Raw genomic sequence first — 21,515 nt, 5'->3', positions numbered from 1 at the left:
TGACCGCGGTGGCGACGGCGCCGGTCGGGGCGGGCGGGGGTCGGGCCTCCCGTCCGTGGCTCGCGCTCGCCGGCCTGTGCACCGGGTTCTTCGTGCTCATGCTCGACAGCACCGTCACCTCGGTGGCGTTGCCGGCGCTCGTCGACGACCTGCGCGTCGACGCGACGGCCGCGCTCTGGGTGAACAGCGGCTACCTGCTCGCGTTCGCGGTGCCCCTCGTGGTGGCCGGGCGGCTCGGCGACCGGTTCGGCGGCCGCCGGGTGTACCTCGTCGGGCTCGGGGCCTTCGTCGTCGGATCCGTGTTCGCCGCGCTCGCGCCCGCGATCGGCCTGCTCGTCGCCTGGCGGGTGGTGCAGGGCGTCGGGGCAGCGCTCATGACGCCCCAGTGCCTGCCCGCCATCCGCGCGCTGTTCCGGCCACCGCGGCTCGCCGTCGCACTCACCGTCTGGAGCGCCGGCGGCGGCGCGGCCACGGTCGCCGGCCCGCTCGTCGGCGGGTTCCTCGTCGCGGCCTGGGGATGGCCCGCCGTGTTCTGGGTCAACGTGCCGGTCGGGGTCCTGGCGGGCGCCGCCGTGCTCCGGTGGGTCCCGCGGTCGCCGCGGTCGCACGCCCGGGTGCCCGCGTGGGCGATGGGCGGCGTCGCGCTCGGGGTGCTGGCGTTCGTGCTCGGGGTGCAGGGGACGGGGGACGGCGCCGGGTCGGTGGCGGGCCTCCCGCGGTGGGCGCTCGTCGTCGCCGGAGTCGTGCTCGTCGGGGTCGTCCTGCGGCTCCAGCGTCACGACCAGGCGGCCGCGCTGCTGCCCGGGGCGCTGTTCCGTTCGCACTCGTTCCGCGCCGGGGCCTCGGGCGCCGCCGCCGCGTCGTGGTGCGTGGGGTCGGCGCCGATCCCGCTCATGCTCCACCTGCAGGACGACCGCGGGCTCGACGTCGTGTCCGCGGCCCTGACCCTCGTGCCGATGGGCGTCGCCGCGCTCGCCGCCGCACCCGTGGCCGCCAGGGTCACCAACCGGGCGGGAGCACGGACCGGGGCGGTCGTGGGCGCGGCCTGCCTGGTCGTCGCCCTCACCGCGACGGCCGTGCTCGTGGAGGTCGACGCCGGACCCGTGGCGCTCGCCGCGGCGTTCGCGTTGTTCGGCGTCGCGAACGCGTTCGTCTGGGCACCGTTCTCGCTCGCCGCCGTCACGGGCGTGGCACCGGGATCGCTCGGTGCGGCCTCCGGTGCGTTCAACGGCGTCAAGCAGCTCGGTGCGGTGCTCGGGAGCGCGGTGACCGCCGTCGTGCTCGCCGGTGCCGGTGGTGCCGCTGCGGCGCTCGGGGTGCTCGCCGTCGTGGCGGTGGGCGCGGTGGTCGCGGCGTCGCGGCTGCCGGTGGCCCCCGCCGAGGAGGGACGGGGGCCCGAGGACGCCGCCGGGGCCGCGCGGGTGCCGGACGCCGCCGGGGCCCCGCGGGTGCCGGACGCTCCCGGGGCCCCGCAGGTGCCGGACGCTCCCGGGGGCCAGTGGGTGCCGGACGCCGCCGGGGGTCCGCCGCCGCTGACGGGCGTCGTCGTGCACGGTGTGGCGACCGGCCGCGTGCTCGGCTACCCGACGGCGAACCTCGCGCTCGACGACCCCGGCGCCCTGCCACCCGACGGCGTGTACCTCGGCCGGTTCCGTGCCGCGTCGTGGGCGACCCCGCGACCAGCGCTCGTGTCGGTGGGCGGCAACGAGACGTTCCAAGGCCGCGACCACACGGTCGAGGCGCACGTGCTGGACTTCGACGGCGACCTGTACGGCGAGCGGGTCGACCTCGTCGTCGAGCAGCTGCTCCGCCAGCAGCGCGCCTTCCCCGACGTCGACGCACTGGTCGCGGCGATGCGGGACGACGAACGGGAGGCCCGGCACCGGTCCGGCACGCCGGCCTCCGACCGGACCGTCCTGCCCGGGACGGAGGTCACCCGGTGATGCGCCCGGTCGTCGGTTCGGGGGTCAGCCCCGAGGCCGTCCGCGACGCGTTCGCGGAACACCCGAGCGGGGTCGCGGCGATCGGCGCCGTCGCGGGTGAGCTCCCCGTCGTGATGGTCGTGTCGTCGTTCAGCGTCGGGGTGTCGTACGAGCCGCCGATGGTGTCGTTCGCGGTCCAGCACACCTCGACGACGTGGCCCGACCTGCTCGACGCGCCTGTGCTGGGGATCTCGGTGCTCGGGACGGGGCACGTGGAGCGGACGCGGCAACTGGCGTCCCGTGACCGCTCGAGCCGGTTACGGGACCTGCCGTTCACGATCACCACGACCGGAGCACTCCTGCTCGACGGCGCGCCCGTGTGGCTCGAGTGCGTCGTCGCCGACGTGCTGCGGACGGGTGACCACGACCTGGTGGTGCTCCGCGTGCTCGCCGTGGCCGCGGACGACGAGGCCGAGCCGCTCGTGTGGCACCGGCGGACGGCGCGCGTGCTGGCGGATTGAGGGCGGCGTGCGTGAGTGCGCGCGTGGACGACGAAGTGCGCGCCTCAACGACCGCGTAGTTGTCGTTGGCGCGCGCCGCCTCCCGCGCCTCCCGCGCCTCCGGGCCGCGGCCCGGTCAGCGGACGCTGCGCGCCTGCTCCGCGCTCCACGTGAGGGAGTGCCGCGCCTGGGCCGCCGTGATCCGCGTCACGGCACCGCAGTTCGTGCACTCGTTGACGTACGAGGTCGAGATCGGGAACAGCGGCACGAAGAACAGCGTCAGCTTCGTCGAGCGCTTGACCACTCGCTGCTGGGCGTGGACGCCGCAGTACCCGCACACGAACGCCACGAGGTTGAGGACGGCCTGGGTGGTGCGGGAGCCGAGGAGGAGGAACACCCCGCGGATGGTACGCCGGTCCGGCTCGGCGCTGGGGGAGCGCCCGTCGTGCGGTGGGGGAGCGCCCGTCGTGCGGTGGGGGAGCGCCCGTCGTGCGGTGGGGAAGCGCCCGCCGTGCGGTGGGCGAGCACGCGGCGGCGCACCGGTGTGGAGGCCTGATTCCGGATCCCGCGTCGGCGGCGGAGTACGACATCCCGGGAATGCGGTCGCCCGCGCTGCGCCGCGGTACCGTTCCGGCGCTCGGGGCGGTGAGCCCCCGGTCCGGGAGCGCGCACGTGGTCCCGGCACCACGACGTGGAGGGCAGATGGGGCGCCAGGCACAGCGACGACACCGGACGGTACGACGACGGCCCCGGGGACGCCGACGCAGCGCGGTCGGCGCCGCGCTGCTCGTGGGCGCGGTGGCCGCGATCGCGGTGCCGGACGTTGCCGCCGCGGCACCCGTGCCGCTGACGCCCGCGGTCGGGATCGACGACCCGCCGCCCGTGCTGACCGCCGAGGGCGTGGTCGGCGCTCGGCTACTCACGCAGGACGGCGCCGCGGTCCCCGACCGACCGACCAGTGCGATGCCGTCGGGCCACTCCGTGTCCGAGTTCGCGTTCCGGGAGCCCGCCGCGGACCGTCGTGCGGTGCTGCCAAGCGCGGCGACCGGACGGTTCACGATGACGACCGACGGCGCTCCCGACGGGTGGAGCGCGGTCCACACCCCGGCGTCCGGCGGCGTGTTCGACGGCGGCGAGGAACAGCCGCCGACCGGGACGGTCCACTCGGACCTCTGGGTCAGCGCCGCGAACCCGGGCACCTGGACCTGGACGCTCGACTTCTCGTCGCTGCGCGGCGGTGCCCTGCCGACCGGCACGGTGCTGTTCGTCCACGACGTCGACATCTGCGGGAGCGCTGACCGCGAGTCCGTGCGGTTCGCCGGGCCGACGGGGCGGTGGCTCCGCTACGAGGCCGACACCGGTGCGGGCGGTCCGGGGGCGGTCACCGAGGACACCGCGGCCGGACGGTACGACGTCACGGCGACCTGCCCGGCATGGCACACCGGCGTGACGCAGACGTTCCGCACGACGACCCCGGTGGACCACCTGACGGTCACGGCGACGGGTGCGGAGCCCGGCACGACCCCGAACTCGGGGCTGTTCTGGGGCATGCAGCTCCCGGTGGACGGGGCTCGGCCGGCGCTCGACGTCACGACACGCACCGAGGGGCGGGACGTCGACGCGGCGCCGGGTCCGCGGGTGCCCGAAGGGCAGCGACTCCGGCGCGAGACCGTCGTGCGGAACACCGGGAACACGGTGCTGACGGACGTCCGGGTCACGGACGAACACGTCGACCGGCAGGGGCTGGCATGCGCGGGTGGGCCGGCCACCGTCCCCGTGCTCGAACCCGGGGCGTCGGTGGCCTGCACCGGCACCGTCCGGGCCGCCGCGGGGACGACGGCGAGCGGGGTGTCGGCCACGGGGACGCCCGCCCGGACCGACCGGACGCCACTCGTCGGGGTGCCCGCGCCGACCGCCTCCGACCGGACGTGGTGGACCGGGACGACCACGGGCTCCGGCGGTGGTGACGGCGACGGCGGGTCGGGTGCCAGCACCGGCCAGGGCACGGACCCCCGGCCTCTGCCGGCCACGCGCATCGAGACGGGCGGCGCGGTCGCGGGTCAGCCCGGACGGGACCGGGTGAGCACGGCTGGCACGGCGGCGGGTGCCATGGGTCTCGCTGCCGTCCTCGTCGCGGTGACCATCGCCACCTCGGCCGTTCGACGCCGCGGATGACCGCCGGCACGGACGCGCCGCCGCCACCGCCGGTCCCGCCTCGACCGCGGACGATCCTGCCCCTCCGCGTCGTCCTGCCGACGGCATCCGTCATCGTGGCCGGTGGGTGCCTCGCGGCCCTCTTCGGGTCACCCGGCGCGGGTGCCGCAGGTCCGTCCGCATCGAGCTCGGCCTCGGATCCGGCCTCGACCGGGCCGGTCAGCGGGCGGGACCTCGACGGACGGCCGGTCCGCGTGGACCCCGGGGCCTCGCCGCTCCCGGCCGCGTCGGCCGAGGCCTCGATCGGCGTGCGGCTCCGGGTCCCCTCGGTCGGCCTCGACGTGCCCGTCGGCGCCGTGAGCGCGGTGGACGGCGTGGTCGTGCCTCCCGGCTTCCGGTCCGCCTACTGGGTGCGGGACCGGGGGAGGCCCGTCGAGGACGCCGAACGAGGGACGGTCGTGCTCGTCATGCACGCGCTCGGTGGCGGGGGTCGCGCGCCGGGCAACGCGATCGTCCGCCAGGACGGTACCGTGCGCGTGCGCGCCGGTGACGAGGTCCGTGTGGGCGACCACCGGTACCGGGTGGAGGCCTCGCGCACGGTGCGGAAGTCGGGACTCGCCGCCGATGCACTGTGGAGCGACGAGCCCGGGCGGTTGCTCGTCGTCACATGCCTGCCGAGCCCGGACGGGAGCGCCGCGACCCGCAACGTCGTCGTGGCGGCGCGGCTCGTGCCGGACGGCTCCTGACGACGCTCACACGGCGGCGATCCGTCGGAGGACCGGTCGAGACGCCCACAGCCAGCCGCGGAGCAGCAGGCGGAGGGTCCGGCGTCGGAGCCCACCGCGCACGCGAGGCGCCCGGCGGGCGTGCGGGGGCAACGCCTCCGACAGCGTCAGCTGCGCGACGGGGACCACGTGGGCGGCGCGCAGGTCGGTCCGCGCCGGCGGCGTCAGGCCCCGGGTTCGGTACCAGGCGTCGTCGTCCTCTCCTTCGTGCCCGAAGACCGCCGGGTCCACGCCCGTCGAGCGGACCATCGCCCGGTGCCCGGCCTGGTGCAGCGACCGGTACTGGTAGTGGTGCAGGCGGATCCGCGCGCGTGCCGGTCGTCGGAGGTCGAGCGGCCACTCCGACCCGGCGGGCCAGGTCGTGGTGGGGGTGTGTCGGACGAACCGCACCTCGGAGTGGTTGCACGTGAACCACCGGACGTCCCGCCAGGACGCCCCGGCATCGCCGTCGCGGACGAGCCGCGCGTGGTCGTCCTCGGTCAGGTAGTGCTGGAACGACGCGCTCATCACGTGGTCGGCGGTGGGCTCGACGGCACGGAGGAACGTCCGCGGGTCGTCGACGTAGAACTCGTCGGCGTCGAGCCGGCACCACCAGTCGCCCGGCTCGGCGCGCGCCACGGCCTCGGTGTAGAGCCACTGCCGGAGCCAGTCACGGTAGGTGCCGAGGAACCGCCCCCACACGACGACGGGCTCGAGCTCGTCCGCCAGGGCGAGCACGGCCTCCCAGGTGCCGTCCGTGCTGCCGTTGTCCATGACGTGGATCGCGTCGGCCCACGTGGCTGCGGCGCGGAGGACGTCGCCGACGATGTCGACCTCGTCCTTGACGGTCATGAGGGCGATGATCTGCATGGTTCCTCCGGTGGTGCCGGGCGTCGGCCCGGTCATCCCACCGGCACCGCGGCCCGCCCGGGGGCACGCGACCACGGGCGGTGCGCCTCCTGCCGCCTCCGGTTCACCTCCGTCATCGCCCGCAGCGACGGGGTCAGCCGCCGACGGTCGACTCGCGGATCACCAGGGTCGGCTGCACGGCGAGCCGCCGTTCCGGTGTGTCACCGTCGATGAGCGCGAGGAGCGCGCGGCCGGCCTGCCGACCGAGCTCCTCGAGCCGCAGGTTGACGGTGGTCAGGGGCGGGCGGCTCGCGAGGGCCATGACGTCCCAGTCGTCGAAGCCGGTCACCGCGACGTCGTGCGGTACCGAGCGTCCGAGTTCCCGGAGCCGGTCGCACACGCCGCGGGCGATCTGGTCGCTCCCGCAGGCGATCGCGTCGAGGTCGGCGCCACCGTGCACGAGCAGGTCGACGGCCTGACGGCCCCAGCGCTCGGACCACTCGCCGTAGAGCGGTTGTCCGACGAGGCGGTCCCCGAGCCGGGCCTGCGCGGACTCCGCGCGCCGGTGGGCCGCCGAGTGGTGCTGCGGGCCGGTGACGTACGCGACGCGACGGCGGCCGATCGCGACGAGGTGGTCCGCGAGCAGTGCCGCACCCGCGGCGTCGTCGAGGGTGATCGAGACGTCGTCCGGACTGGTCGAGGGCGTGAACGCGTAGACGACGGGCATGTCGACGCGGATCGGGGGTCTGGCCTCGGCGCTCCGGCCGGTGACGATGACACCGTCCACGCGGCGGGACGACAGGGACCGCACGTAGTGGTTCTCGCGGACGATGTCGTCCCGGGTGTCGCACATGAGCACGGCCATCTGCCCGGCGCTCAGGACGTCCTCGGCGCCGAGCATCACCGGGATGCTGAAGCGGCCGAACGAGTCCGTCGTGATCATGCCGACCGTGTAACTCCGGCCCGACGACAGGGCACGGCCGCGGGCGTCGACGACGAACCCGAGTTTCGCGGCGGCGGCTCGCACGCGCTCGCGGGTCTCCTGTCGGAGCTGACCGGTGTCGTTGAGCGCCTTCGAGGCCGTCCCGATCGACACCCCGGCCAGCGCGGCCACGTCGGTGATGCGCACGGTGCCGGCTCCGCTCGCGCGGCTGGTCGTCTCGCTCGTCACGGCGTCGTCCTCTCCGTCCGCACGCCGGGGTCATCCGGTCCCCGGTCGGTCGGAGCGCTCGGCCCCGACCGGATCCTCGTCATCATAGAACCCTCACGGAAACAGGCTTGCGCAGCGCGGCACAACGGTCCTACTGTGACCGCAGAAACCGTTTTCTGGTTTTGCCGAGGCACGATCGCCGCGGTGACACCGGGAAGTTGCCCGGGGCAGCGTCGCCCTCCACGTCGGCGTCGCCTGTCCCTCCACATCGGGGAGTCACGCACCATGACCGCAACCGCACCGTCCGCCGTCGGCACCGCCGGCCAGCCGCGGACCGCCGAACCCGTCCGCCCCTCCAGGGACGCCCGGGTCGCCCTCCGCCCCCTCGCGCCCGACGCGGCGCGGATCACCGGGGGCTTCTGGGCCCTCCGCCAGGACCGCAACGGACGCGACGCGATCCGCTCCGGGTACGAGCAGCTCGAGACCGCCGGGAACTTCCGCAACCTCCGCATCGCCGCCGGCGTCGAGGAGGGCGAGGCCGTCGGACCGATCTTCATGGACTCCGACGTCTACAAGTGGCTCGAGGCCGTCGCCTGGGAGTACGGCCGGCAGCCCGCCGACGACCTCCTCGAGCTCCAGCGGCAGGTGACCGACCTGGTCGCCCGCGCACAGGCGGAGGACGGCTACATCGACTCGGTCCAGCAGGTCCGGTACCACGACCAGGGTCGCTACCACGACCTCCCGTGGAGCCACGAGATGTACTGCGCGGGCCACCTGTTCCAGGCCGCCGTGGCGCAGTCGCGGGCGACCGGTGACACCGCTCTGCTCGACGTCGCGATCAAGCTCGCCGACCACCTCGTCCGCACGTTCGGCGAGGACAAGCGCCACGACGTCGACGGCCACCCGGTCGTCGAGATGGGCCTCGTCGAGCTCTACCGCGAGACGGGCCGCCGCGAGTACCTCGACCTGGCCCACTACTTCGTCGACGCCCGCGGCCACGGCCTCATCGAGCGCTACGGCAAGGAGCCGACGTACTTCTCGGACCGGGTGCCGGTGCGCGAGGCCGAGACGGTCGAGGGCCACGCCGTCCGCGCCGTGTACCTGGCGTCGGGTGCCGTCGACGTCGCGATCGAGACCGGAGACACCGAGCTCATCGAGGCGAGCGAGCGGCAGTTCGCCTCGATGATGGCGACGAAGGCGTACATCACGGGCGGCCTCGGGTCCCGCTGGGACATGGAGGCGTTCGGCGACCCGTACGAGCTCCCCACCGACCGCGGGTACTCCGAGACCTGCGCGGCCATCGGCGGTGTCCAGTGGGCGTGGCGGCTGCTGCTCGCGACCGGCAAGCCCGTGTACGCGGACGCCATCGAGCGCCTCCTGTACAACGCGTTCATCGCCGGGGTCTCGCTCGCCGGGACCGAGTACTTCTACGTCAACCCGCTCCAGCTCCGCGACCGGGCACACCAGGACGAGAACCGGTCCCCGGCGCACGGCCGCCGCGGCTGGTTCGACTGCGCGTGCTGCCCGCCGAACATCATGCGGACGTTCGCGAGCCTGGACGGCTACGTCGCCACCCAGAGCGGTGAGGGCCTCCAGCTGCACCAGTACGCCACGGGCGACTACGCGGGGGAGCGCGGTGCCGTCCACGTCGAGACCACCTCCCCGTGGGACGGCACGGTGACCGTCACGGTGACCGAGAGCACGGGCGAGTGGTCCCTCGACCTGCGCGTGCCGGACTGGTCCGACGCGACGACGGTCACGGTCGGCGGCGAAGCGGTCGAGGGCGTGCAGGCCGGTCAGCCGGTCCGCGTCACCCGGGAGTTCGCGGTCGGCGACGAGGTCACGGTCACGTTCGACATGTCCGTGCACCTCTACGAGGCCGACGCCCGCATCGACGCGAGCCGCGGGCAGGTCGCGATCGAGCGCGGTCCGCTCGTGTTCGCGGTCGAGCAGGCCGACCAGGACGGGTTCCGCGTGGACGACGTGCTCGTCGACGTCGATGCCGCGATCGACGCCGAGTACCGCGCCGACCTCCTCGACGGCATCACCGTCCTGCACCTGCAGGGGCAGGCCCCGGCCGAGCACGCCGAAGCCGCGTGGCCGTACCGGCGAATCGGTGGAGGCGCGACCGCCGTGGCGGAGCCGGCCCCGGCCCTCCAGGCCGTCACCATCACCGCGATCCCGTACTACGCCTGGGCCAACCGCGGCGTCGACGCGATGCGCGTCTGGCTCCCCCAGGCCCGGTGACCCATGGACCGCAGGACGTTCCTGGCGGGGTCGGTGCTCGGCGGCGCGGCGTTCGCGCTCGCCGGGTGCTCCGGATCACTCCCCGCGATCAGCTCCTCGGACGCCGGCTTCGGTGGCAAGGCGACCGGCACCGTGCAGGTGTGGTGCCGTGCCGCCACCCAGGCCGGGCTCACGGCCACGGTCGCCGACTTCAACCGTGACCACCCGGACCTCCATGTCGACCTGACGCCGGTCCCCGACGCGCAGTACGTCACGAAGCTCGCCACCGCCATCCGTGGTGGCGAGCCGCCGGACGTGGTCGACGTGGACGACATCAACTCGATGCTGTTCATCTTCCGCGACGCGTTCGCCGACCTCACCTCGGCGGTCAAGGGGCTCGACTACTTCGACCAGCTGTCGACCGGGCACCTGCACCTGCTCGAGCGTGGCGGCAGGTACTACGGCCTGCCGTACCTGGCGGACAACTCGATGCTGTACCTCAACACCGAGCTGTTCGACCGGGCCGGCCTCGACCCGACCGAGAGCACGAAGGACTTCGACGGGCTCCTCGACGCGGCGAAGAAGATCCGGGCACTCGGCGACGACGTCTACGGGTGGTCGATCGCCGGGAACTCCCCCGGCATCCTCGGCTTCGTCGTCCAGCCGCACATCTGGGCGACGGGCACCGACATGATGCTCGGCGCGGTCGGCAAGCAGCACGGCCACATCACCGGGAACGACGGGCTCGAACAGACGCTCGAGTTCTACCGTCAGCTGTGGAAGGACGGCCTCATGTCCCGCAACGCGTTCTCGGACGCGGGCACGACCTGGGGTGCGGACTTCCGCGCGGGGACCGTGGGCATCATGCCGACGAACTACGGCAGCACCTGGAACGCCTCGACGAAGAGCATGCAGAAGAAGATGGCGACCGCGCTCATCCCCGGGCCGACCGGTGGCCGCGCGTTCTTCGACGGCGGTGACAACATGTGCATCCCGAACGGTGCGTCGAACCCGAACGGCGGGTGGGCGTTCATGCAGTACGCCAACTCGCTCAAGCCGCAGCAGAACCTGCCCACCGGCGGCTACTTCCCCACCCGGGGGGACGCGGCGACCGCCGAGTACCGGCGGAAGTTCCCGCTCGCCTCGCGCCCGCTCGACAACCTCGACAAGGGCTACGCGCCGCAGACCCTGGCGTACAACCTGCTCGTGAACCAGCCCTCGGCACCGTTCTTCACGATGTTCCGCACCGCGGTGTTCGGCGCCGGGGTGCAGCAGGCACTGCGGGCCGCGGCGCCCGAGTACGACCGGATCCTCGACCAGGCCCAGGCCTGACCCCGCACGCCGACACCATCCGTGACCGCCGAGCGGTCGACCCAGGACCGTACAGCGGTCGTCCGACCGCGCCGCGGTCACCAGCACAGAGAGGTGCAACGATGTCGTCACTGACAGGGACCCGACGGGTCCCGGTGTCGCAGCGGACGGAGCGACGGAGTCCCCGTCCCCGGAACTCGCTCACCCATCCACCGGCCGCCGGGCTCGCGCTCGTCACGCCCGCGATGCTGTTCGTCGGCGTGTTCGTGCTCGTCCCGCTCGTCTTCGCGGTTTACATCTCGTTGACGAACTGGCCGCTCATCGGCGCCTACCGGTTCATCGGGCTCGAGAACTACGCCAACCTGTTCCAGGACCCGGCGTTCGTCCACGCGATCGGCTACACGCTGCTGTACACCGCGATCGTGACGGTGCCGATCCTGGCGCTCGGGTACTTCCTCGCGGTGCTCATCCGGGCGCGGCGCAAGGGGTCCACCGTGCTCCGGACGATCTTCTTCCTGCCGTACGTCGTGGGCCTGACCACCCTGAGCTTCATGCTCGTCCTCGAGGCGCAGCCGAACTCGGGCGCCGTCAACCTGGTCCTCAGGGCGCTCCACGTCACCGACGGGACGACCGCCTGGCTCGTCAACGCGCCGCTCGCCACGTTGCTCATCTGCGTGCTCGTCGTCTGGGCGGTGTCCGGGCTGACGATGGTGCTCATCATGTCGGCCATGCAGGGCATCCCCGACGAGGTCTACGAGTCGGCCGCCCTCGAGGGGGCGTCCTGGTGGCAGCAGGAGCGGCTCATCACCATGCCGATGATCCGGTCCACGCTCGCGCTCAGCGTCATCATCTCGGTGATCGGCTCGCTGCTCGCGTTCAACCAGTTCTTCATCCTGACCCAGGGCGGGCCGGGCACCGCGACGACCACGATCGTCAACTACATCTACGACCGCGGGTTCGTGAACCTCCAGCTCGGCGCGGCGACCGCGGAGTCCATCGCGCTCGTCGTCGTGACGGGTGCGGTGACCGCGTTCCAGTTCTGGGCGCTCCGCGAGCGCGACTGAGGAGACGACGACATGAGCACGACGAGCACCAGCCGAGCCGCGGGCCTCGCCCTCGCACCCGAGATCGCCCCGGACGTCGTCCCCGGACGCCGCGGCGGTCGACACCACCAGGGGAGCGTCGCCCACCCCCGCGACACCCGGGTGAAGCGCACGCTGTACGTCATCGCCGGGGTCGGGTCCGCCCTGGTCTTCGGGGTCCCCCTGCTGTGGGCGATCCTCCGGGCGTTCCAACCGGAGACGGTGATCACGGCCCCGCCGACGTGGTCGACCTTCTTCCACCTCGAGATGGCGAACTTCCGGACGATCCTCGGGCCGGGGTCGCACCTGCTCCAGGGCCTCGTGAACTCGCTCGTCGTCGCGATCTCGGCGTCGGTCCTGACGGCCGTAATCGCGACCCTCGCCGGCTACGGCTTCGCGCGGTTCCGGTTCCCCGGCGCCAAGTGGGTGTTCGGCCTCATCCTGCTGACGATGATGGTGCCGTTCCAGGCGATCCTCACCCCGCTGTACCTCGAGCTCAACGCCATGAAGCTCACGAACTCGCTGTTCGGGCTCGTGCTCTTCTACGTCACGGTGAACCTGCCGTTCGGCGTGTTCGTGATGCGCAACGCGTTCGAGGCGATCCCCACCGAGCTCGAGGACTCGGCGTTCGTCGACGGCGCCTCCCGGACCCGGCTCATCCTGTCGGTGCTCCGGCCGCTCCTCATGCCCGGCGCGGCGACCGCGGCGCTGTACACGTTCCTCGTCTCGTGGACCGAGTTCCTCGGTGCACTGACGTTCCTGACCAAGGACTCGCTGTACACGCTGCCGGTCGCGCTGCTCAACCTGCAGACCGGGGCGTACGGACAGGTCGACTACGGCTCGCTCGCCGCGGGTGCCGTCGTCGCGATGATCCCCTGCATCGCCCTGTACATCGGGCTGCAGCGGTTCTACGTCGCCGGCCTGTCGTCCGGCGCGATCAAGGGGTGACGCCGCGGCCGGGAGGCACCGCTCCGGTCGCCGACGTCGGTGACCGGTGGGGTGCCTCCCGGCCGCCGGACCGGGGGTACCTTGATGTCGAGACACCGCGACAGGGCGGGCACGAACGAGGGAGTCGACGCCGGCATGGCCCAGATCATCTACACGCTGACCGACGAGTCCCCGCGGATGGCGACGGCGTCGCTGCTGCCCGTCGTCCAGGCGTTCGCCGGGGTCGCGGGCATCGACGTCACGACCCGCGACATCTCCCTCGCCGGACGCATCCTCGCCCAGTTCCCGGAGCGTCTCACCGCCGAGCAGCGGGTGCCCGACGCGCTCGCCGAGCTCGGGGCCCTGGCCGACCGCCCCGAGGCGAACATCGTCAAGCTGCCGAACATCTCGGCGTCCGTCCCACAGCTCAAGGCCGCGATCCGCGAGCTCCGCGAGCAGGGCCACGACCTGCCGGAGTACCCGGACGCACCGACGACCGACGAGGAGCGCGACGTCCGCGCCCGGTACGACAAGGTCAAGGGCAGTGCCGTGAACCCCGTGCTGCGCCAGGGGAACTCCGACCGCCGGGCACCCGCGTCCGTCAAGCAGTACGCCCGCAACCACCCGCACAGCATGGGAGCCTGGAGCCCCGAGTCCGCCACCGAGGTCGCGACGATGTCCAGCGGGGACTTCCGGTCGAACGAGCAGAGCGTCGTCGTGCCCGCGGCCGACAGCCTCCGCATCGTGTTCACCGGGGACGACGGCTCCGAGCAGGTCCTGCGGGACGCCGTGCGCGTCACCCCAGGCGAGGTCGTCGACGCCACGGTCATGCACGTCGCGGACCTCCGGGCGTTCCTCGCCGGCCAGGTTGCCCGAGCGCAGGAGGCAGGGGTCCTGTTCTCCGTGCACCTCAAGGCGACCATGATGAAGGTCTCGGACCCCATCGTCTTCGGCGAGGTCGTCCGGGTGTTCTTCGCCGACGTGTTCGACCGGTACGGCGACGCGCTCGCGGCCGCGGGCCTCCGCGCCGACGACGGCCTGGCGGCGCTGTTCGCCGGGCTCGAGCAGCTGCCGGACGGCGCGGAGATCCGCGCCGCGTTCGACGCCGCGCTCGCCGCGGGGCCGGCGCTCGCCATGGTCGACAGCGCCAAGGGCGTCACGAACCTGCACGTGCCGAGCGACGTCATCGTCGACGCCTCGATGCCCGCGATGATCCGTGCGTCGGGCCACATGTGGGGTCCGGACGGCGAGCCCCACGACACCCTCGCGGTGATCCCCGACTCGAGCTACGCGGGTGTCTACGCGGCGACCATCGAGGACTGCAAGACGAACGGCGCGCTCGACCCCGCGATCATGGGGTCGGTGCCGAACGTCGGGCTCATGGCGATGGCGGCCGAGGAGTACGGGTCCCACGACAAGACGTTCCGGATCCCGGCCGACGGTGTCGTGCGCGTCCTCGACGGCTCGGGCGCGACGCTGCTCGAACACCCGGTCGGGGCCGGGGACATCTGGCGGGCCTGCCAGACGAAGGACGCCGCGATCCGTGACTGGGTCGGTCTCGCCGTCACCCGCGCGCGAGCGACCGGCACCCCGGCGGTCTTCTGGCTCGACGACACCCGCGCGCACGACCGCGTCCTCATCGACCTCGTCCACCGGTACCTCGCCGACCACGACACCGAGGGGCTGCGGATCGAGGTGATGTCCCCGGTCGACGCCACCCGGTTCTCGCTCGAGCGCATCCGCCGCGGCGAGGACACGATCTCGGTCACCGGCAACGTGCTCCGCGACTACCTGACGGACCTGTTCCCGATCCTCGAGGTCGGCACCTCCGCCAAGATGCTGTCGGTCGTGCCCCTGCTCGCGGGTGGTGGCCTGTTCGAGACGGGTGCCGGCGGCTCCGCCCCCAAGCTCCTGCAGCAGCTCCTGACCGAGGGGTTCCTGAGCTGGGACAGCCTCGGCGAGTTCCTGGCGCTCGCGGTCGCCTTCGAGCAGTTCGCAGCCGTCGCCCAGGAGCCCCGCGCGCAGGTCCTCGCGGACACGCTCGACCGCGCCACCGGCCGGTTCCTCGAGGAGAACCGATCGCCCGGACAGGTCGTGGGTGAGCTCGACACCCGGGGCAGCCACTTCTACCTCGCGGCGTACTGGGCGGACGAGCTCGCGCGGCAGACCGACGATCCCGCCCTCGCCGAGGCGTTCACCGCCCTCGCCGCGACCCTCCGCGACCACGAGTCCGTGATCGTGGGGGAGCTCGCAGCGGTGCAGGGCCGACCGTCGGACCTCGGCGGGTACTACCGGCCCGACCCGGACGCCGCCGCCTCGGTCATGCGCCCGTCGGCGACGTTCACCGCCGCCGTCGACGCGCTCGTCGGCTGACCGACACGGTGCGCGGCGGGTGCAGGCTCGGACCATGACCGACGTCGAACGTCCCGGCGCCCAGGAGTGGGTGCCCGAGCACCCCGACCTGACCGCGCTCCGTGCGGCCGCCCCCGCGTGCCACGGATGTGAGCTCCATCGGGAGGGCACACAGGTGGTGTTCTCCGCAGGGAGTGCGGACGCCCGGATCATGCTGGTCGGGGAGCAGCCCGGCGACCAGGAGGACCGTGCGGGGGAACCGTTCGTCGGGCCGGCCGGGCGCTTGCTCGCGAGTGCGGTCGAGCGCGCCGGGATCGACCGGAGCACCGTGTACGTCACGAACGCGGTGAAGCACTTCCACCACGAGCAGCGGGGGAAGCGCCGGATCCACCAGAAGCCGTCGGTGGCGCACGTCGTCGCGTGTCACCCGTGGCTCGAGGCCGAACTCGCCGTGGTGCGCCCCGAGGTCGTCGTCGCACTCGGGGCGACCGCGGCGCGATCCGTGCTCGGCCGCAGCGTGACCATCGGACGCGAGCGCGGACGCCTCCAGGAACTCGACGACGGCTCGCGCCTCCTCGTGACCACCCATCCGTCGGCCCTGCTCCGCATGCCCGACGAGGACGCCCGCCACGCTGCATTCGACGAGCTCGTCGCCGACCTCCGGACCGCTGCAGGGGCGCTGCGGTGAGCGCGCCGTCGCTCCCCGGGATGCCGTGATGCGTGCCACGTCCGTGGTCGTGGTCGGCGGCGGGGTGCTCGGCGCCTCGACGGCCGCGCACCTCGTCCGCCTCGGCGCCGCCGTCACGCTCGTCACGGAGGCCGGTCCCGCGTCCGGCGCGTCCGGTCGCTCCCTGTCCTGGCTCAACTCGGCGGGAGCGCGGAGCGACGCGTACCAACGGCTGCGCACGATCGGGATCGACCGCTACCGCACCGTCCAGCAGCGGCTGGACCGCCACGACGTCGTGCGGTTCGACGGCGGCCTGACCTGGGCCGCTCCCGGAGAGTCGTACCGGGAGCGTCACGAGCACGAGCTCCGCATCGGTTACGACTCCGTGTGGATGTCGCGCGAGGACGTCGCCCGGCACGTGCCCGGAGTCGATCCGGCGGCCGTGCATCCGGAAGGCGCCGTCCTCAACCCCGGCGAGGGGTGGGTCGACCTCGCGCTCCTCGTCGACCACCTGCTCGCCGAGGTCGTGGCCGCGGGCGGAACGGTGCGCACCGGAGCCGGACGGAGCCTCCCGACCGTCCGCGACGGCCGGGTGACCGGCGTCACCACGGCGAGTGGAGAGCACGTCCCGGCCGACGCCGTCGTGCTCGCGACCGGTCCCTCCGTGCCGCGGGACCTCGCCACGCTCGGCGTCACCATGCCCGACCAGACCCCGATCGCACTCCTCGTCCGGAGCGAACCCGTCGCGACGCCGCTCCGCGTGGTGCTCAACACACCCCGGGTCGCGGTGCGCCCGGCACCCGGCGGCTCCCTCGTGTTCGACGCCGGCTGGAGTGAGCGCGAGGTCCGCGTGCTCGATGACGGCCGGTACGACGTGCGGGACTCGACCGTCGCGGGGTTGGTGGCCGAGGCGCGCGCCGTCCTGGCCGGGCATCCCGTGCTCACCGTCGCCGGCGTGGGGGTGGGCCCCAAGCCGATCCCTGCCGACGGCGACCCGGTGGCCGGTGCCGTCGACGGCATCACGGGCCTGCACGTGCTCTTCACCCACAGTGGCGCCACGCTCGGCCTCGTGCTCGGTGAACTCACGGCCTGGGAGGTCGTGCACGACGCCGCGCATCCGTTGCTCGCGGACTTCCGCCCCTCGCGGTTCCTGACCGCTGGCGGATGACGGGCGTCGGTGCCGTGGGTGTCGGCGGCGGCGAGGCCCGCGTGGCCGCCGGCGACGAGTTCTGCGTGGCCGCAGGTCAGCGGCGCGGGCGGGGCGTCCCCAGCAGCGCCGTGAGGAGCAGCCACACGAGCAGGCCCGCGCCCGTGAGCACCGCGCCGAGGGCCACGAGCGTCCAGTAGCCGCTGAGCACGGTCTGCGGCTGCGTGATCGCCGACGGCCACCAGTCGCTCAGACCCGCGATCTGCGCGGGGAACGGGTCGAGGCCGAACAGCGCCAGACCGGCGAGCAGCAGCAGCACGCCGACCAGGGCGACGGCACCCCGTCGGTACGTCCGGAAGCCCCGGATCGTGGCGGCGACCACCCCGAGGATCCCGACGACGGCGAGCCCGAACGCGATCTGCGGGACGGGCGTCACGGCGAGGGTGAACCATGCGACGACGGCGTACGGCACGACGAGCAGCCCGCCCGCACGCGCCCACTGCTTCGGACGGCGCCATTCCTCGTACACCCGGGGCACCGTAGCGGGCGTGCCAGGACGGTCGCTGGGACCGTGCCCGCAGGGTGCTGCCGGTGCTGCCGGTGCTGCCGGTGCTGCCGGTGCTCCCGATGCCCGGGAACCGGAGCGCGGCTAGCATCGTCCGGTGCACGTGCCAGACGCCGAGATCGACGTGGACGAGGCACTGGTGCGACGACTCCTGCTCGACCAGCACCCCGATCTCGCCGGCCTGCCGCTGCGACCCCTCGCCGAGGGTTGGGACAACGTCGTGCTGCGGCTCGGCGACGAGCTGCTCGTCCGGGTGCCGCGGCGCGAGGCCGCCGCGCACCTCGTCCAGCACGAGCAGCGGTGGCTCCCCGGCATCGCCGCGCGCGTCCGACACGTCGTCGCCGTGCCCGAGCCCGTGCGCATCGGTCGGCCGTCCGCGGTGTTCCCCTGGTCGTGGACGGTCACCCGGTGGGTCGCCGGTCGCCCGGCTGGAGCATCGACGGACCTCCCCCGCGACGCACCGGAGACGCTCGCCGCGTTCCTCCGAGCCCTGCACGTCACCGCGCCGGAGGACGCGCCGCACAACCGAGTGCGCGGTGGCCCGCTCAGCGGACGCACGACGGCGGTGGCGCGACGGCTGCGGTCGGGACGCATCCCGCGCACCGCCGACCTGGAGCGTTCGTGGGCGCAGGTCACCGCCGCCCCCACCTGGCAGGGGCCGGCGCTCTGGCTCCACGGCGATCTGCACCCGTTCAACATCGTGGTCGACGACCATGCGCTCGTCGCGGTGGTGGACTTCGGTGACCTGACCGCAGGGGATCCGGCCACCGACCTCGCGACGGCATGGCTCACGTTCGGCCGGGAGGCCCGGCAGCGGTTCCGCGCTGCCCTCGCGCCCGACGACGACACGTGGACGCGCGCCCGCGGGTGGGCGATGTCGATCGCGACCGCGCTCGCCGCCTCGCCCGACGGCTCGGACCAACGGGCCGCAGGGCTCCGTGCGCTCGAGGCCGTGCTCGACGACTGACGCCGTGCCGGACCCTCGCGAGCCCGGGCCGGACCGACCCGGAGCCGTGCCGGAGCACCGCGGGAAACGGGGGTATCGCCCTCCGAGGAGAACGGGACTACCGTGACCCCACACCGTTCCGTGCCACCGATCCGGAGGGACCGTCATGACCCTCGAGTTCCGCGTCCAGCACGACGTCGACAGCGACGCCTCTCCTGTCCGGGAGACCACCACGCCCCGCCGCTCGGGACTCTTCGGTTGGGTCGATCGACACCACGAACGGCGTGCGGCCGCCCGGGGCCGTCGCGTGGCCGCCCAGCTCGCGGAACTCGCGTCGCTCCAGCACCTGTTGTCCGACGCTCGTGACGTCGTGGACCACGGCTGGATCCAGCATGCGTGGTTCGCGTACCTGGACGACCGGGGCCGCACGCGCAAGGCGTCGAGCGCCGCGGCGCTCGACGTCGCCGGTCGACCGCTCGTCGGGGCGTGCCTCGTGGGCGCGGTCGTGTACGCCGCCGGCGGGCCGCACGCCGTCCACTCGCAGCCGGTCCAACGTGCGCTCGACCTCGTCTGGCACGCGCTCGCCGTCGAGGAGGGCGCCCCCGTCATGTGGTGCCCCGCCCCCGACGTCCGGATGGGCCGCGTCCGCGACCTGACGAGCTGGAACGACGCGCCCTCACGCACTGCCACCGATGTCGCCTCCTTGCTGTTGACCGCCGAGCGGGTCGCCGTCCATGAGTCCGATCGGATCGTGGCACGGGCCGCAGCGCGCGAGGCGGTCCCGGCCTGACGCTGGGGAGGACAGCGCGCGTCCACATGCCGTTGACATCGCACCCAGCAGGTTCGCACCCGGGCCGGGCAGGGCGCCGCTAGCGTTGCGGCATGCCCACTCCCGTGCTCGAGGCCCGCGGCCTCACCCGCACCTACGGCCGCGGTGACGCCCGCTTCGACGCGCTCAAGGGGGTGTCGCTCGCGGTGGACCGGGGCGAGAGCCTCGCGATCGTCGGCAAGAGCGGCTCCGGCAAGTCGACCCTCATGCACCTGCTCGCCCTGCTCGACCGGCCGACGAGCGGTCAGGTGCTCCTCGACGGTCAGGACGCGGCGCGCCTGTCCGCGCGCCAGGTGAACCGGACGCGCAACGACACCTTCGGGTTCGTGTTCCAGCAGTTCTTCCTGACACCCCGGACGAGCGTCCTCGACAACGTCGTGCTGCCGCTGACGATCGCCGGGGTGTCGTCGCGTGATCGCCGCCGCCGCGGGATGGAGGCGCTCGACGCGCTGGGTCTCGCCGACAAGGCACGGAACGACGCCAACGACCTGTCCGGCGGGCAGAAGCAGCGGGTCGTCATCGCCCGCGCGCTGGTCAACGAACCCGCGGTGATCTTCGCGGACGAGCCCACGGGCAACCTCGACACCACGACCGGTGAGCTCGTCGAGGCCATGCTGTTCGGACTGCAGCGGGAACGGGGGATCACGCTCGTCGTCGTCACCCACGACCCCGAACTCGCCGCGCGGTGCGATCGCAGCGTGAACGTCCGCGACGGTCTGATCGTCGACACCACGGAGGCCGCCGCGTGAACCTCGTCGACCTCCTGCGCACCGCGATCGGGAACACGTTCCGGTCCAAGCTCCGCACCACCCTCACGGTGATCGCGATCTTCATCGGCGCGTTCACGATCACCCTGACCTCGGCGATCGGCACGGGGGTGTCGTCCTACATCGACACGCAGGTCGCATCGATCGGCACCACCGACTCGCTCACCGTCACCAAGGCCGCGACGACGTCGAGCTCGGACGACGGGCCGGCCAAGTACGACCCGTCCGAGTCGGGACAGACCTCGCAGCGCGGCCCGGCGTCGGTGTCGTACCTCAGCCCGACGGACATCAGCGCGATCCGGCGGACCACGGGCATCGCGTCGGTGCAGCCGGCCGTGGCGCTGTCACCGAAGTGGCTCGAGTACGGCGACCACGGCAAGTACGTCGTCGGCATCGCCGGCGACGCGGACGCGATCCACGCCGACCTCGCCGCAGGACGCCAGCTGTCGTCGACGTCGTCCGAGCGTCAGCTCCTGCTCCCGACGAACGACCTCAAGGCCCTCGGCCTGGGGAGCGCGCGCAACGCCGTCGGCACGACCGTCACGATCGGCATCGACGACTACCTCGGGCAGGAGCACCAGGTCCGGGCGACGGTCGTCGGTGTGCAGAACGAGTCGCTCTTCGGCGGTGGTGCGGGTGCGAACGCGGCGTTGACCGAGGCGCTCCGCACCGCCCAGGAGACCGCGAAGCCGACCGCGGTCTCGACGGGCTACGCCTCCGCCACGGCGACGGTGGCGTCGGGCGCCGATGTCGCGAAGGTCAAGTCCCGCCTGTCGGCGGCGGGCTACACGGGACAGACCATCGCCGACCAGCTCGGGCAGTTCGAGACGGTCATCAACGGCATCGTCGGCGTCCTCAACGCCTTCGCCGTGATCGCGCTCATCGCCGCCGGGTTCGGGATCATCAACACGCTGCTCATGAGCGTGCAGGAGCGCACCCGCGAGATCGGCCTCATGAAGGCCATGGGCATGGGTGGCGGTCGGGTGTACACGCTGTTCAGCCTCGAGGCCGTGTTCATCGGGTTCCTCGGCAGCGCGATCGGCGCGGGGGTCGCGATCCTGCTCGGCACCGGGATCTCGAACCTCCTGGCCCGCACGGTGCTCAAGGACCTCCCCGGCCTGCACCTGTTGCAGTTCGCGCCCGGCTCGGTCGCGACGATCATCATCGTCGTGATGCTCATCGCGTTCCTCGCGGGCACGTTGCCGGCCCGTCGGGCTGCTCGGCAGAATCCCATCGAGGCCCTGCGGTACGAGTGACGAGCAGCCGCGGTCGAGCGCCCTCCCGACCGCGGCTCGGTATCGTCGAGGACGGTCGCTCCGCGCGGGCGACCACGACGGGGCGGGAGGACGATGGTGGC

Annotated in this window: 19 protein-coding genes; 15 read left to right on the top strand and 4 right to left on the bottom strand. The window is 73.3% G+C overall.

What is annotated here, in order from left to right:
• Positions 1–8 precede the first annotated feature (8 nt).
• Both DEI92_RS15840 and DEI92_RS15835 read left to right on the top strand, forming a co-directional pair.
• Positions 9–1,943: an MDR family MFS transporter gene (locus DEI92_RS15840; RefSeq protein ID WP_181435003.1), complete on the top strand. Its 1,935-nt coding sequence runs from the start codon at positions 9–11 to the stop codon at positions 1,941–1,943.
• The gene (locus DEI92_RS15835; RefSeq protein ID WP_111014225.1) at positions 1,943–2,443 is read left to right on the top strand and encodes a flavin reductase family protein; all 501 of its coding nucleotides are present in this window, start codon (positions 1,943–1,945) and stop codon (positions 2,441–2,443) included. The genes DEI92_RS15840 and DEI92_RS15835 overlap by 1 nt, the downstream gene beginning before the upstream one ends.
• 115 nt (positions 2,444–2,558) lie before the next feature.
• Here the strand turns inward: DEI92_RS15835 and DEI92_RS15830 are convergent, their stop codons facing one another.
• Entirely contained in the window at positions 2,559–2,819 is a 261-nt protein-coding gene (locus tag DEI92_RS15830; protein ID WP_111011482.1) for a zinc-ribbon domain-containing protein, read from the bottom strand.
• A 305-nt stretch (positions 2,820–3,124) separates the two neighbouring features.
• On the opposite strand from DEI92_RS15830, the gene DEI92_RS15825 reads away from it, so the two are divergent.
• Positions 3,125–4,597, top strand: coding sequence for a hypothetical protein (locus tag DEI92_RS15825; protein WP_146249176.1), 1,473 nt, complete (start codon positions 3,125–3,127; stop codon positions 4,595–4,597).
• Positions 4,594–5,322 carry a class F sortase gene (locus tag DEI92_RS15820; protein ID WP_258370244.1) on the top strand — a complete coding sequence of 243 codons (729 nt, stop codon included), beginning with the start codon at positions 4,594–4,596 and terminating at the stop codon, positions 5,320–5,322. The genes DEI92_RS15825 and DEI92_RS15820 overlap by 4 nt, the downstream gene beginning before the upstream one ends.
• A 6-nt stretch (positions 5,323–5,328) precedes the next feature.
• Here the strand turns inward: DEI92_RS15820 and DEI92_RS15815 are convergent, their stop codons facing one another.
• Positions 5,329–6,210 (bottom strand): glycosyltransferase family 2 protein, encoded by an 882-nt coding sequence (locus DEI92_RS15815; protein ID WP_181435001.1) that lies wholly within the window; start codon positions 6,208–6,210, stop codon positions 5,329–5,331.
• 133 nt (positions 6,211–6,343) lie between these two features.
• Positions 6,344–7,360 (bottom strand): LacI family DNA-binding transcriptional regulator, encoded by a 1,017-nt coding sequence (locus tag DEI92_RS15810; protein ID WP_258368775.1) that lies wholly within the window; start codon positions 7,358–7,360, stop codon positions 6,344–6,346.
• Positions 7,361–7,624: 264 nt separating this feature from the next.
• Between DEI92_RS15810 and DEI92_RS15805 the strand changes: the two genes are divergently transcribed.
• The 7 genes from DEI92_RS15805 to DEI92_RS15775 all read left to right on the top strand — a co-directional run bounded on the left by DEI92_RS15805 (position 7,625) and on the right by DEI92_RS15775 (position 17,072).
• Positions 7,625–9,586, top strand: a complete 1,962-nt coding sequence (locus DEI92_RS15805) for a glycoside hydrolase family 127 protein (RefSeq protein ID WP_111014211.1) — start codon at positions 7,625–7,627, stop codon at positions 9,584–9,586.
• A gap of 3 nt (positions 9,587–9,589) precedes the next feature.
• Entirely contained in the window at positions 9,590–10,897 is a 1,308-nt protein-coding gene (locus DEI92_RS15800) for a sugar ABC transporter substrate-binding protein (protein ID WP_111011487.1), read from the top strand.
• A gap of 101 nt (positions 10,898–10,998) precedes the next feature.
• Positions 10,999–11,940, top strand: a complete 942-nt coding sequence (locus DEI92_RS15795) for a carbohydrate ABC transporter permease (protein ID WP_111011488.1) — start codon at positions 10,999–11,001, stop codon at positions 11,938–11,940.
• Between the two features lie 12 nt (positions 11,941–11,952).
• The gene (locus DEI92_RS15790; protein ID WP_111011489.1) at positions 11,953–12,906 is read left to right on the top strand and encodes a carbohydrate ABC transporter permease; all 954 of its coding nucleotides are present in this window, start codon (positions 11,953–11,955) and stop codon (positions 12,904–12,906) included.
• A 135-nt stretch (positions 12,907–13,041) separates the two neighbouring features.
• Positions 13,042–15,258 carry an NADP-dependent isocitrate dehydrogenase gene (locus tag DEI92_RS15785; protein WP_111014210.1) on the top strand — a complete coding sequence of 739 codons (2,217 nt, stop codon included), beginning with the start codon at positions 13,042–13,044 and terminating at the stop codon, positions 15,256–15,258.
• A 34-nt stretch (positions 15,259–15,292) separates the two neighbouring features.
• Positions 15,293–15,925, top strand: coding sequence for a UdgX family uracil-DNA binding protein (locus DEI92_RS15780; protein ID WP_111011491.1), 633 nt, complete (start codon positions 15,293–15,295; stop codon positions 15,923–15,925).
• A gap of 28 nt (positions 15,926–15,953) precedes the next feature.
• A complete protein-coding gene (locus DEI92_RS15775) occupies positions 15,954–17,072 on the top strand; it encodes an FAD-binding oxidoreductase (RefSeq protein WP_111014209.1) in 1,119 nt (372 codons plus the stop codon).
• Between the two features lie 76 nt (positions 17,073–17,148).
• Here DEI92_RS15775 and DEI92_RS15770 read toward each other — a convergent pair whose 3' ends face one another.
• Positions 17,149–17,580: a hypothetical protein gene (locus tag DEI92_RS15770; RefSeq protein ID WP_111014208.1), complete on the bottom strand. Its 432-nt coding sequence runs from the start codon at positions 17,578–17,580 to the stop codon at positions 17,149–17,151.
• A 133-nt stretch (positions 17,581–17,713) separates the two neighbouring features.
• On the opposite strand from DEI92_RS15770, the gene DEI92_RS15765 reads away from it, so the two are divergent.
• The 4 genes from DEI92_RS15765 to DEI92_RS15750 all read left to right on the top strand — a co-directional run bounded on the left by DEI92_RS15765 (position 17,714) and on the right by DEI92_RS15750 (position 21,414).
• A complete protein-coding gene (locus tag DEI92_RS15765; RefSeq protein WP_111014207.1) occupies positions 17,714–18,583 on the top strand; it encodes an aminoglycoside phosphotransferase family protein in 870 nt (289 codons plus the stop codon).
• Between the two features lie 145 nt (positions 18,584–18,728).
• A complete protein-coding gene (locus tag DEI92_RS15760) occupies positions 18,729–19,352 on the top strand; it encodes a hypothetical protein (protein ID WP_111014206.1) in 624 nt (207 codons plus the stop codon).
• Between the two features lie 92 nt (positions 19,353–19,444).
• Positions 19,445–20,140 (top strand): ABC transporter ATP-binding protein, encoded by a 696-nt coding sequence (locus DEI92_RS15755; RefSeq protein WP_111014205.1) that lies wholly within the window; start codon positions 19,445–19,447, stop codon positions 20,138–20,140.
• The gene (locus tag DEI92_RS15750; protein WP_111011497.1) at positions 20,137–21,414 is read left to right on the top strand and encodes an ABC transporter permease; all 1,278 of its coding nucleotides are present in this window, start codon (positions 20,137–20,139) and stop codon (positions 21,412–21,414) included. Before DEI92_RS15755 ends, DEI92_RS15750 begins: the two co-directional genes overlap by 4 nt.
• Positions 21,415–21,515: the final 101 nt, after the last annotated feature.

Origin of the sequence: Curtobacterium sp. MCBD17_034, assembly GCF_003234515.1 — a bacterium.
Classification (GTDB): domain Bacteria; phylum Actinomycetota; class Actinomycetes; order Actinomycetales; family Microbacteriaceae; genus Curtobacterium.
The sequence above is the reverse complement of the archived record's forward strand: the minus strand, read 5'-3'. Positions and strand labels throughout refer to the sequence as shown.